Consider the following 12,469-nt stretch of genomic DNA (forward strand, 5'->3'; position numbering starts at 1 on the left):
CCCGGCGGCCCGGACGGAGCGGCCGGTGAACCACAGCGGAGCCGCCGGCCGGGCCGGCGGTCGTCGGGGAGTGGGGTCGAGATGGCGGATCTGCGTACCCGCCACCTGCGCCGGCTGCGTAGCCTGCGCCGGTCGGTGCGGCGGTGGAGCGTGCTCGCGGGCGGTCTTGGCGGTGCGGCGGCGGTCCTCACCCCCTACCAGGGGCTGGGGCTGCCGGACGCGGCCTGGGTGGCGGCGGCCGGTGGTTCGGTCATGCTGGCGGTCTGGCGCTGGGCCGATCTCCGCGAGCTGGCCGCCCAGCCGGTGCCGCCGCCTCCCGAGCCGATCACCCCGGAACAGGTCGGTGCCCGGCTGGTCGCCGCGGTCGAGCGACTGCCCGCCGGGCGTCAGGCTCTCGCCGAGGTACGCCGGCAGCGTGCCCGGGTCGCCCTGCGCGGCTCGGCCGCGGCCGAGCCGTGGGCCCGGCTGGACCGGGCCGCGGTCACGATGGCCGGGCTCGCCGGGCGGCTCACCGGTCCGGCCGGCCCCGCCCTGCTGGAGGCGACGGTGGCGGAGCAGTCCCTCCGGGACCTCGCCGAGCGGGTGGCCAGTGTGGACCGGGCGGTGCGGGTGGCGCCCGCCGACACCCGCGCCGAACTGGAGGCCGCGCACCGGCACCTGACCGCGCAGCTCGAGAGCGGTGTGTCGGCGTACGAGCGGCTGGTGGCGGCGGCGGCCGGTTTCGTGGCCGAGGAGGGCCGCGAGTACGACGACCACTCCTCGGTGACCCGGCTCACCGAGGCGACCGACCTGCTCCGGGGCGTGGCCGGCGGGTTGGCGGAGCTGCGCTCCCGGACCGGCCCGACCCAGGCGATGTCCTGACCGAGCCGACAGTGGTGGGGGCGGGGCGGCCCTGACACCTGACAGGTCAGCTCGGGGTGCGGATCGAGACCGGGCGGCTGACCTCCGACGTACCGGCCGGGTTGGCGGCCTGGATCCGGTAGTGGTAGACGGTGTCCGGGGCGAGTCCGGTGTCGGTGAACGAGCGGACCGTGCCCGGCAGCCGGGACGTCACCAGCGCCGAGCTGAAACCGGCGTCGGTGGCCCGGTGCAGCCGGAAACTTCCGACCACGCTCGTCAACGGGACCCGCCAGGTCAGCACCAGGCTGCCGCCGCCCGGCCCCGGTGTGCGGTCCAGCGTCACCGTGAGGTCGGTCGGCGTCGGCGGCACCGCCGGGATCACCACCGTGCAGACGTTCGACCAGGGTGACGAGGCGCCCAGATAGCTGGTACGCACCCGGTAGTAGTAGGTGGTCTCCGGCGTCACCCGGGTGTCCGGGCAGCTGCCGGTGACCGGGCGGGTGCTGGTGACCAGCCCGCTGCTGAAGGTCGGGTTGGTGGCCCGTTGCAGTTCCACCGTGGTGGCGAAGGAGCGGTTCACCCAGCCCCGGTTGACCCGCAGCGGTGGCCCGCTCGCCACCGTGGCGACCAGTCCGGTCGGCGCCCGCAGCCACACCTGCGCGCTCGTGGTGTTGGAGTACCCGGAGTGGGCGACGGCGTTCTCGGCCCGTACCCGGTAGTAGTAGGTGACTCCGGGGACGACCGTCGAGTCGACGTACCGGTTCTGCTCGGCCGGGACGACGAAGGTGTGCAGGTCCCGGCCGAATCCGGGGTCGACGGCCCGCTGCACCCGGCAGCGGGTGGCTGGCGGCCCCGGCACGGCGCCGCGCCGGGAGTTGTCCGTCCAGGCCAGGACGATCGCCGGGAGCACGCTCGCCGAGCCGGGTTCCGGCCGGGCGGCGAGACCGGTCGGCGCCGCCGGGGAGAAGCGCAGCACCAACGGCCGGGCCATCCGGCCCTCGGCGTGGCCGAGCAGTTGCGAGTGCCAGAGGTACTCCCAGCCGAGGTCGTGCCGCCGGTTGACCACCACGGCCGGCTCGCCGGTCACCGGGTCGACCTGGGCGTGGCATTCGGACTCGCCGGCCGGACGGGTCGGGTCGGCGAGCCGGACGCTGTCCGGCACGGTGAACGGCAGCGCCGGTGGCAGCGTCGGGCGGAGCGCCACCACCGCCGCCTCGAACGGGTGCACCCGGACGGTGTCCCGCCAGCCGAACTCGTTGCGCTCGGGTGGCCGGACCGTGCCGTCCCGGCCGATCCGGTTCACCAACTGGACGTCGACGTGCTGGAAGTGCACGAACTCGGTCTCCGTGCCGTGGTGCACGATCTTCCAGAGCTGGCTGTTGTCGCCGGGGGAGCCGACCGGGGCGGCGGGGTCGGAGGGGAGCAGCACCTCGGTCGGAGGGTCGATCCGGGTCAGCGGGACGGTGGTCTGCACCAGCGAGCTGGACTTCGGCAGTTCGGTGCCGAGCAGGGAGGTCCGCCGGCCGTACCCGGTGTCGAACTCGGCCACGATCGCCTTGCGGTGCAACGGCAGGGTCACCGGCGTGCCGCCGCCGTACGGGACGAAGGTGAGCGAATCGGCCTCGGCCGGGGCGTACCCGTCCGGCGCGGTGGCGGTGCCGAACGCCACGTCGTACGCCGGCTGCGGCACGATCGGCGGCGGCTGGCTCGCCGCGTACGCCGCCGGGAGCGCGACCCGGAGCCGGTCGGTGTCGAACGGCGGTGCCGGGGTCCCGACCACCTGGATCTGGAGCAGTGTCCGGGTGTTCGGGCCGTAGCCGGGGCGGGTGCCCGGCGGCCCGCCCGACGGGGTCCGGTCCGGGGCGCCGGTGTACTGGTCGTTGCGCGGGTCGCAGCCCGGCAGCGGCGCCGGGCAGTCGTTGTAGAGGACCAGGTTCGACCCGGACGGTACGGAGGAGAGGTCGACGACCACGTCGGCGCGCTCGCCGGGGCCGAGCAGCAGGGCGTGCCCGGTCACCTCGGGCACGGCGCCGTCCTGCCGGTCGTACCGGTAGTCGATCGGCTGGCTGGGCAGCACCGCGACCGCCGGCAGCAGCCCGCCGCCGGTGCCGAGCTGGATCCAGTCCGGACCTGTCGCGTTCGGGTCCGGCACCCCGCCACACCGGCCGTCGGTCGGCCAGCCGGGCGGGAAGTCCGGGTTCGGCCGGGCCGGGACCATCGGCACCTCGCCGGCCCCGCCGTCGAGCAGCGTGCCGTCCGGACCCCACATCGGCGCGTTCGAGGCCGCGTAGTAGAGCTGGAGGTTCAGGCTGCGGTCGTTGCAGGCGTTGAGGATCCGGAACCGGTACGCCGCCGGCCGCAGCCGCAGGTAGGGGTAGGCGGCACCGTTGACCAGCGGGGTGTCGCCGAAGGCGTCCGGCACCGCCGACGGGGTCGGGGTGCCCGGCTGGACCGGCGGCTGCCACGGCCGGGCCAGCGGGTCGTGGTGCGGGTTCGGTGCCGCCGGGTGGGTGATGCCGGTGAACGGCGGCCAGAACCACGGCCCGTAGTCCCACCGGCCCATCGGGTTCGTCCCCGACTCGTTGTACGGGTTCTGGCTCGGCATGTAGACGTGCGGGAACCAGAGGCTCCCCGGGCCGCCCCAGCGGGCCACGTCCCAGGTCGGGTCCTGGGCGGCGAGCTGGGTCTCGTCCGGTACGAAGGTCCGGTCCTGGAGCACCAGCACGACCTCCTCGGCCGGCAGTACGCCGTCGTCGACCAGGCGGCGCTGCACCGGGTCGTCCAGCCGGTAGAGGCCGAGCTGTCCGGAGTAGACGGTGAGCCGGGCGATCCCCTCGGACTGGTCATGCCAGCAGAGCAACCGCCCGCTCTGCTGGTTGGGGTAGTAGGCGGTACTCGCCCCGGCACCGGGCTCCGGCATGTCCGGCACGGCGGCGAAGCCGGCGCCGCGCGGGTACGACGTCGGTTCGCCGGCCGGGGTCGTCCACTGGGCCGGGCCGCCGTTGCTGATCCACGGGGTACACCCGCCGTGCAGGTGGACGGCGCAGCGGTTCTGCGGATAGTGCTCGGTGCCGCCGAGTGGACCCGTACCGGCGCCCGGCACGGTCGGGTCCACCGGCAGGAAGAGCGTGCCGGCCGGGCCGACCGGCAGCCGGTTGACGTACTTGACCCGGACCGGGCGGTCCCGCCGGGCCAGGATCAGCGGCCCGAGGTGGTACGGCCGCAGCGGTGGCGCCACCGTGTTGTGCCCGGTGTCGTCGGTGCCGTTGTTCAGTTGCCGGTAGCCGCGCAGCCGGGTCGGCGGCAGGTCGGGATGCAGTTGCTGCCGGTACTCCTGCACGCCGATCTCGTAGTAGTCGCAGCCCGGGTAGGTGATGGTGTCCGGCACCGCGACCGGGATCAGGTTGCCCAGTTCGTTCGGGACGTCGCCGGGCCGGGGGAGGGCGGCGACGAACTTGCGGATGCCGGTGCCCGGCGCCACCCGCCCGGCGGCGTCGCAGACCGGCAGCGGGCTGTAGGCGAAGTTGGGCACGAACCCGAAGTAGTCCGGCGGGGCGGTCGGGTCGAGGGTGGCCGCCGGCAGGGCGTCGGCGCTGGTCCGGGCGGCCGGCACCACCGTCGCAGCGGTCCGGCCGGTGCCGGCTTCCGGGCTGTCCCCGCTCAATCGCCTGGCCTGTCCCGCCCGGACCGCCAGGCTTGCCGCGAACCTCTTGAACATGACCGCACCCCTTTCCGGGAAGATCAGCTCGACCGGATCGCTCCGTCCGCCAGCGCCACGGGAACCCGGAGGAGTTCTGCCCGACCGGCCCGCTGGGCTGCTGACGATCCGTAAGCAGTCAACCGCGTACGGCCAGTGTTGGATACGGTCGCCAGGCAGCTGAAAACCTTCTGGTTCCGGCCGGGATCGAGCGGTCCTCAGCGGGCGGGCCGGCCGGGGCCGGAGCCCGCGCGGTGCCCCGGCTCGGGCTGGCAGATCGGGCACCAGTAGGTGACCCGTTCACCCTGGTCCCCTTTCCGGATCGTCGCGCCACACCGGCGGCACGGCTCGGCCCGGCGGCCGTAGACGTAACTGGTCCGGCCCCGGTGCAGCGAGCCGGTGGTGTTCTGCGTCCACCGACCCCGGTTCGCCATCAGCAGCCGGTGCGCCAGCGCCACCATGCCGGGCAGGTCGGGGACCTCCCGGACCGGCGTCCACGGCGAGACGCCGCGCAGGAACAGCAGCTCGGACTTGTAGAGGTTGCCGATCCCGGCCAGGTTGGTCTGGTCGAGCAGTGCCTCGGCGATGCTCCGGGACGGCTGGGCGGCGAGCCGGCGTACCGCCTCGGCCGGGTCCCAGTCCGGGCCGAGCAGGTCCGGTCCGAGGTGCCCGACCAGCGAGGTCTCGTCGGCGGTCGGCAGCAGGGCCAGCTCGTGCAGGTGGTAGCCGACGGCCACCGCCGCGGCGCTGCGGAGTACCACCCGGATGGTGTGTGCGGGGCGGGCCGCCCAGCGCTCCCCCGGGGCGTACGCCCGCCAGGCGCCGTCCATCCGCAGGTGCGAGTGCAGGGTGAGCCGTGCCCCGTCGTCCGGGGTCAGCAGCCGCAGCAGCAGGTGCTTGCCCCGGGCGGCGGACTCCAGCACGGTGGCCCCGGCCAGGTCGGCGGTGGCGAGCTGCGGTACCCGGAAGTCGCTGGCGGTCAGCCGGTCACCGGCCAGGGCGCGGTGCAGCGCGCGGGCGGTGTTCCACACGGTGTCGCCTTCGGGCACCCGTCCATCCTCCTCCGGCGACACCGCTGGAAGCGGCGTACGCGCCGACGGGTGGCCCGCCCGCCCCGGGCCTGGCCGGGGCCGGGGCCGGCGGAGTTTCCTCGACAGCGGTGGCCGGCGCCGCCCTGCTTCGGGACGGAACGCCGGCCACCGGTTGCGGGGATGGTCGGGGTGGTAGCGGGACCGCCTAGCGGTAGTTGGCGGCGATGATGTTGGCGTGCACGGCGTTCTCGGTGGCGTCGGAGGGGTAGCCGGCGACCATCGCACCCTCGTAGAAGGTGCCGGCGCTGAGGTTCGCCCCGCCGTCGGGCTTGCAGCAGTCGCCGCCGCTGCCCAGGATGATCGCGCCCTGCTTCTTCATCGGGCTGTATCCCGGCGGCAGCGCCCCGTCGTAGAGCGTGTAGAGGCTGCCGGACTGGGCGTTGCTGCCCTTGATGGCGAAGCGTGTGGTGCCGTTGTTCTTCAGGGTGGCGGTGACGAACTTGTGCGGGAAGGCCCGCTGGTTCGGGTTCCAGGATTGGCTGCCGCCGGGGAAGAGGCCCCACTCCAGGTCCGCCTGCACCCACGGCCCCGTCCCGGAGCAGCCGCCGAACCAGCACTGGGTACTGAAGTTGATCGCGTCCATCGCCCCGGCCGCGTCCGCCTTGCGGGTCGTCTCGCTGTTGCCGTAGTCGAAGCAGCAGCCGTTGTTGACGTGCGTGCCGCTGGTCACCATGTACATGCCCTCGGGTGCGGCACCGGTCGGCACGCCGGTGAGGTGACCGTCGCGCCAGTAGCTGTTGCCCGGATTGATGTACAACGAGTACGCCTTGCCGCCGCCGATGCTCAACGACTCGGAGGTGGCGATCGCGGGCCGGCTCTGCGGCGAGCCGGGTACGACGGTGGAGCCCTGGTACCACAGGTCGTTGCCCCGGCCGGACTGGTCGTAGACCACGGTGATCACACACTGTGTGCCGGCGCAGAACGAGTCCTGCGTCGCCGCGTTGGCCGTGCCGCCGGTGGTCAGCAGGCCGATGTCCCGGGTGGTGTTGTCGGACGAGCGCCGCACCTGGTAGAGGTTCCCCCGGTAGGTCGCGTACAGCGCCCGGGTGGTGCTGTGCGCCGCCACGCATGGCGTACCACCGGCCGCGTAGATGTCACACGGCAGGGAGCCGGCTGGTGGCGGGGTAACGGTCGGCGTGGGGGTCGGCGGCGTCGACGGTGAGCTCCACTGCTGGTTGGTGGCGCCGTGGCAGGACCAGAGGATGAGCTTGGTGCCGTTGCCCGTGGCGGCCCCGTTCGCGTCCAGGCAGAGTCCGGACTGGGCGCTGGTGATCGTGCCGTTGCTGTTGACGTTCCACTGCTGGTTGGCGTTGCCGTGGCAGTCCCAGATGATCACCTGGGTGCCGTTGCCGGTGCCGCCACCGCTGGCGTCCAGGCACTTGTTGCCGTACACCGTCAACTGCCGGTTGGAGCTGTAGGTCCAGGTCTGGTTGGTGGCGCCGGTGCAGTCCCACAGCTGTGTCTGGGTGCCGTTGGTGGTGCTGGAGTTCGGCACCTCCATGCACCGGCCGGACGCGACACCGGTGATCGGTGCGCTCTGGCCCGGGACGATGGCCGCGGCCGGGGACGGGCCCGGCGCCGCGACGGCGACGTGTACCTGGGTGGCCAGGACGGAGCCACCGACCATGCTGAGCGCTAACGCGCCGATCGCCGCCAGCCGTCCGCGGCGGAGGTTCAAGACGTTCATGCTGGTTCCTCGGTGTGGTAGGAGCCCGGCGAGCACCGCGCCGAAATCATAGAACAACTTGAACGTAATTGGTATGACGTCTTATCGGAGGCACGCTGAAGCCGTGCCGGCGGCATCTGGGCCGGGAAGAGGGAATCTGCCGCGATCATGGACCCGAAGCGGCCCTTCAGGGTGGTGCCGACCGGCACACCGCGCCGGGCACCGCGCCCGAAACGTCTGATGATCCTGCCCGTCGGGTGGACGGCGAGGTGGACGCCAGCGGCCCGCCTAGCGCCGTCCACCCAGGATCAGGGCAACTCCTCGGGACGGGCCGGACGCACGGCGTCCTGGTAACGCGGGTGGCTCGCGCCGTAGATGGCGTAGTTGAGCCGGGCGTCGGACAGGCTCAGGTCACCGTTGGGGCCGCCCCGGGCGGTGCCGGCATTCTGGTCGGTGGAACCGTCGTCGGTCCAGAAGCAGACTGGGCAGGTGCCCCCGCCGGTCCGGTGCGCGCAGCACGGGCAGGAGGCGACATCGATCGAGTGTTTCCCCACGCGGGTAAGCATTTCACAGCGCCCCGGCACGGGCACAGTAGACGGTTCTGCCATCCTCCGTCGTCCCGCCGGCCTGCGTTGCCGGGCCGCAAGCGTCGGGCCGGGAGCGCAGGGCAGGAGCGTCGGGCCGGGAGCGGTCATTCCAGGCGGAGTACGTCGCCCGGGGTGACGCCGAGCAGGGCGTCCGCCCGGCCGCCGTTGACCGCGACCGCCAGCCGGTCTGCCGAGTCGGCGAACACGACGAGGTCGCCGGGCGGGGCGTCGCCGAAGGTACCGCCCCGGACCGCCCGGCGTTCGCCGATCCGGATCACCGGACCGAGCCGCCGCAGCGCGGACCCGGGGGCGGCGAGCTGCACGTTGCCGAAGTGGTCGACCGTCAGCACCTCGGCCTCCAGCCAGCCGGCACCCGCCACGAAGACCGGCTCGGGAAGGCGCACCAGGGTCGCCGGGTCGAACGCCGGACCGGCCTCGGTCAGCGCGGCGCCGAGCGCGAACCGGGCGGCGGCCGGGGCGAAGACGTCCCGGCCGTGGAAGGTACGGGACGGCTCGGGAAACCACTCCGGACTGGTCAGCTCCACCGCCGCGACGATCCCGCCGAGCACCTCCGCGGCCCGGGGCAGCAGTCCGTTGTCCGGCCCGACGAGCACGCCGCCGGGCGTACCCAGGGCGACGCCCCGGCGCGCGGTACCCACGCCCGGGTCGACCACCGCCACGTGCACGGCCGGCGGCAGGTGTCCGACGGTCTGGGCCAGTACCGTGGCGCCCCGGGCGACGTCTCCGGGCGGGATCAGATGGCTGACGTCGATCACCCGGACGGCGGGGGCGATCCGGGCGACCACCCCGTGGCAGGCGGCCACGAACCCGTCGGAGAGACCGTAGTCGGTGGTCAGGCTGAGCCATGGGTAACCGGGCACAGCCGTAAAGGGTAGCCCGGCGCGGCGCCCGGACCAGCTCAGGCCGGCGCAGACGGTTCGACCGAGCCGGGGAAGTCGGGCTGCGCGGCCGGGAGCGCCCGGGTCAGCGCCCGAGCCGGTCGAGGATCCGCGCCGCGACCTCGCAGGTGTCGCCGTCGGGCTCGGCGGAGTAGCCGCCCAGGGCGTCCCGCCAGGATTCCTCGTGCGCGACGATGCGATCCCGCAGCACGCCGACGTCCGGCTCCCGTCCGGCCCGTGCCGCCTCGGCCAGCCAGCTGCCCCACAACTCCCAGCGGGGCAGGTAGTAATCCCGGACGAGGCCGGACCAGTGGCGTCCGGAATAGTCGTGCAGCCCGCTCGACTGGTGTCCCCAGACCGAGACGAGGCTGCGGGCGTCCCGCTCCATCACGTCCGCCTCGGCCGGGGAGTCACCCCAGGCGCGGGCGGCGGCGATCCACTGCCCGACCCTGGAATCCGCCCGGGTGCCGGCGAGTTCGTCGAGGTCGAGCAGGTCGCTCCGGAGCCGGGCGAGATGCGCCAGGATCGCCGCCGGATCCCGCTCGGCGAAGGCCGCCACGATGCCGCGGATGTGCACCCGGGCGCCCTGGGCCAGCACGTGGCCGACCAGTTCGGCGACGTCGCGTTCCAGCGGATCCCGGACGGTCACCTCGGCCGCCCGCCGCAGCAGCAGCCGCGCGGCCTGGGCGATCCGGGGCAGGGCGCCGAGCACCAGCGGGTCGTTCTCCGCGTCGATGTTCGCCGACGGCCGTACCACCTCCGCGTCGCCGTCCGCCAGCTCCGGTGGTGACTCGGCGTCCTGCGGGACGAATTGTGGCTCGGCGTCCTGCGGGACGAATTGTGGCTCGGCGTCCTGCGGGACGAATTCGCCGGCGAGGCGCTGCGCCGCGAAGGGGGTGCCGACCCCCCAGGGGCGGGCGATGACCGGAGACGGGATGGAACGGGTACGCCCCGGCCCGTAAAGCGTGTCGGCCAGGATCCGCCACGCCCGTACGACGTCGTCGTGCGCGGTCGCGTAGCGCTGCCGGGCGAACGCGTCGAGCCACTCGGAAACCAGCGGTACGCCCCAGGCGAGGTCGGTGGCCAACTCGTAGAAGACGGTGTTGTTCTCGATCGCCTCCGGGGCCAGCCCGATGCCGACCAACCCGGACGGCCGGCGCTGCCGCAGCTCGTCGACGTCCCGGGCCAGCCCATGCAGGTCGCCGAAGAGCGCGAAACGGCCGCCGAAGTTGTGGATCGCGCACCAGATCCAGCGCCGCCCGTACATGCCGTCCCGGCGCCACATCGGGGCGTACTCGCCCCAGAGGTCGAGCAGCAGCAGCCGCTCGGCCGGTATGTCGGAGAGGAACGCGCGTACCCGGTCCGGCGTCCAGAACTCGCGCTGGTAGTGGAACGGCCAGCCGGCCAGTACCCAGACCGCCTCGGGATCGCGTTCCGCCATCGTCCGGTAGACCGCCCGACCCATCGACGCCAGATAGCCGGGCTCGCCACTCGGCGGCACGGACTCGACGAACGGGTCGACGGCGTAGTGGTGGTCGGTGCCGAACAGTTCGCGTTGGATGCCCAGGAACTCGGCGGCGAGCCGCGCGAACCGCGGGCTTTCCGGCCCGAGGATCGGCGTGCGCCAGCCCTGCCATTCGAGTTCACCGGCCGACGGGTCGGCGAGTTCCGGCGGCACGTGCCCGCCGAACGTCGGCAGCACCGGCGTCATGCCCAGCGCCCGCATCCGGGAAAGGATCCGGTGGGCCAACTCGACGTGCCGGCCGATCCAGGTCGCCGGCAGCGGTCCGCCGAACGAGTGGGTGTTGCCCATCCAGGTCCACGGGAAATGTGCCGCGCTTCCGATCCACTCGTCGATCCGGGCCGGGGCGAGCCCGGCCCGCCGGTACAGCTCCGCCAGCACCGCCTCGTGCCCGACCTGCATGAGCGGATAAGTGACGCCGTGCAGCGCCATCCAGTCGATCTCCCGCTCCCAGCGGTCCCAGTCCCAGAACGCCGTCGAATACCCGTAGGTCACGGCGTTGAGGTGGTAGCGGATCGGGAACGGGGTGCCCAGCCGGGTCGGCGGGGCCGCCGGCCAGCAGGCCAGCGGCGGGTCGAGGCGCGGGCTGTCCCAGCTCACCTGGCGGCCGGCGTACGCCTTCAGGTACTGCCCGAAGGCGGCGGCCGCGGCGACCGGGGCCGAGCCGCGCAGGGTGAGTTCGCCGTCCCGGCACTCGTACCCGGCGACCGCGCTGCCGTCGTCGGCGGCCGGGATCCGCTCCACCCGTACCCGGTCGGCGCTGCCGGTGACGCGCACCAGCAGCTCCCGGAGAAGGCCCCGCATCGCTACAGCTCCTCCACCGTGCGGTTGCGCCGCGACCGTTCGGCGGCGAACGCGATGAGGTGGCTCTCCAGGCTCTCCGCCAGCGAACTCGGGGCGTCCCCGAGGTCGTCGCCGTGCAGCCGGTGCCGGACCCGCCGCACGAAGTCGGTCATCAGCCCGGAGTCTCCGCCGCCGTGCCCGGTGAAGGCCTCGGTGACCTCCTCGGTGATCCCGCGGGCGCCGGCGCCGACCTCCAGCGTCGGGTTGGCCCTGCGCCCGTCCACCTGGGGTGGTGTCTCCAGGAACGGCGCGACCTCGATCCGTCCGGAGCGCATGTCGGCGGTGATCTGCCCGTGGCTGCCCATCAGCACCAGGGTGCGGGTGTTCTGGGCGGTGAACGCGGAGACCACCAGCGACGCCGTGACGCCGTTGCCGAACAGCAGCGTCGACGTCTGGTGGTCCACGACGTCGTTGTCCATCCGATAGACGCACCGCCCGTAGTCGGTCGTCCGCAGTGCGTGGCGCCGGCCGGCGACGCTGGTGTCGTTCGTGATGACCGTCACCGGCGGGCCGTTGACGGTGGCGAGCTGGTCGACGTAGAGCCGTTCGGCGTTGTACGGGCAGGTGTCGGCGGCGGCGCAGCCGTCGATGCAGCGTTCCGTCGATCCCTTCGGGGCGTGCTCGGCCCGGAAGTGCCGGCGTTCGCCGAACGACGCGACCGCCACGCACGGCGCGCCGACCAGCCACCGGAGGATGTCGATGTCGTGGCACGCCTTCGCCAGCAGCATGGGGCTCGACAGGTCGGTGCGGTGCCAGTTGCCGCGTACGTAGCTGTGCGCGAAATGCCAGTAGGCGACGTTCTCGATGTGGGAGATGCCCTGTAACTGGCCGATGCGTCCCTCGTCGAGCAGCCTGCGGAGCGTACGGAAGAACGGGGTGTACCGGAGTACGTGGGCGACGGTGACCGTGCCGCTGCTGCGCTGGGCCGCGACGGTTAGCCGTTGCACCTCCTCCTGCGTCGGCGCGATCGGCTTCTCCAGCAGGACGTGCCGTCCCAGCTCAAGGGCGCGGAGCGTGGGTTCCACGTGGTCGCGGTCCGGTGTCGCGACGATGACGCCGTCCCACGGTCCGGGCGCCGCGAGCGCCTGCCGCCAGTCGGTGAACCGTCCCGAGTCCGGGACGGCGTGGGTGTCGCCCAGCCGGTGGCGGCGCTCCGGGTCGGGGTCGGCGACCGCGACGACCTGGGCCTCGTCCGGGTGCTCCAGGCACCACCGCGCGTACGCGTGCGCGCCCCTCCCTCCCGCGCCGAGCACGAGCAGTCGTAACGGACGTGTGCCGGATGGCGCCGGGCCTGTCACGTCGATCATCCTTTCTGGGGTCACCA

General features: G+C 73.4%; 8 protein-coding genes. 1 reads left to right on the forward strand and 7 read right to left on the reverse strand.

Going from position 1 to position 12,469, the window contains the following annotated elements; all coding sequences use genetic code 11:
- Positions 1 to 81: 81 nt before the first annotated feature.
- A complete protein-coding gene (locus O7626_RS07260; protein ID WP_278060384.1) occupies positions 82 to 861 on the forward strand; it encodes a hypothetical protein in 780 nt (259 codons plus the stop codon).
- A 46-nt stretch (positions 862 to 907) separates the two neighbouring features.
- Here the strand turns inward: O7626_RS07260 and O7626_RS07265 are convergent, their stop codons facing one another.
- The 7 genes from O7626_RS07265 to O7626_RS07295 form a co-directional block, all read right to left on the reverse strand.
- On the reverse strand, positions 908 to 4,558 hold the full coding sequence (locus O7626_RS07265; protein ID WP_278060385.1) for a fibronectin type III domain-containing protein: 3,651 nt from the start codon (positions 4,556 to 4,558) through the stop codon (positions 908 to 910).
- A gap of 197 nt (positions 4,559 to 4,755) precedes the next feature.
- Positions 4,756 to 5,586 (reverse strand): DNA-formamidopyrimidine glycosylase family protein, encoded by an 831-nt coding sequence (locus O7626_RS07270; RefSeq protein WP_278060386.1) that lies wholly within the window; start codon positions 5,584 to 5,586, stop codon positions 4,756 to 4,758.
- Between the two features lie 187 nt (positions 5,587 to 5,773).
- Positions 5,774 to 7,315 (reverse strand): arabinofuranosidase catalytic domain-containing protein, encoded by a 1,542-nt coding sequence (locus O7626_RS07275; RefSeq protein ID WP_278060387.1) that lies wholly within the window; start codon positions 7,313 to 7,315, stop codon positions 5,774 to 5,776.
- A gap of 287 nt (positions 7,316 to 7,602) precedes the next feature.
- The gene (locus tag O7626_RS07280; protein WP_278060388.1) at positions 7,603 to 7,848 is read right to left on the reverse strand and encodes a CPCC family cysteine-rich protein; all 246 of its coding nucleotides are present in this window, start codon (positions 7,846 to 7,848) and stop codon (positions 7,603 to 7,605) included.
- Positions 7,849 to 7,985: 137 nt separating this feature from the next.
- Positions 7,986 to 8,762, reverse strand: coding sequence for an SAM-dependent chlorinase/fluorinase (locus tag O7626_RS07285; RefSeq protein WP_278060389.1), 777 nt, complete (start codon positions 8,760 to 8,762; stop codon positions 7,986 to 7,988).
- 103 nt (positions 8,763 to 8,865) lie between these two features.
- Positions 8,866 to 11,106 (reverse strand): alpha-N-acetylglucosaminidase, encoded by a 2,241-nt coding sequence (locus tag O7626_RS07290; RefSeq protein ID WP_278060390.1) that lies wholly within the window; start codon positions 11,104 to 11,106, stop codon positions 8,866 to 8,868.
- A gap of 2 nt (positions 11,107 to 11,108) precedes the next feature.
- Entirely contained in the window at positions 11,109 to 12,443 is a 1,335-nt protein-coding gene (locus tag O7626_RS07295; protein ID WP_278060391.1) for a Gfo/Idh/MocA family oxidoreductase, read from the reverse strand.
- Positions 12,444 to 12,469 lie beyond the last annotated feature (26 nt).

The organism is Micromonospora sp. WMMD1102 (genome assembly GCF_029626265.1).
GTDB lineage: Bacteria > Actinomycetota > Actinomycetes > Mycobacteriales > Micromonosporaceae > Plantactinospora.

Coding starts and splice junctions, on each gene's coding strand:
- O7626_RS07275 (WP_278060387.1), bottom strand. CDS start 7,315: ATGAACGTCTTGAACCTCCGCCGCGGACGGCTGGCGGCGATCGGCGCG.
- O7626_RS07290 (WP_278060390.1), bottom strand. CDS start 11,106: ATGCGGGGCCTTCTCCGGGAGCTGCTGGTGCGCGTCACCGGCAGCGCC.
- O7626_RS07265 (WP_278060385.1), bottom strand. CDS start 4,558: ATGTTCAAGAGGTTCGCGGCAAGCCTGGCGGTCCGGGCGGGACAGGCC.
- O7626_RS07260 (WP_278060384.1), top strand. CDS start 82: ATGGCGGATCTGCGTACCCGCCACCTGCGCCGGCTGCGTAGCCTGCGC.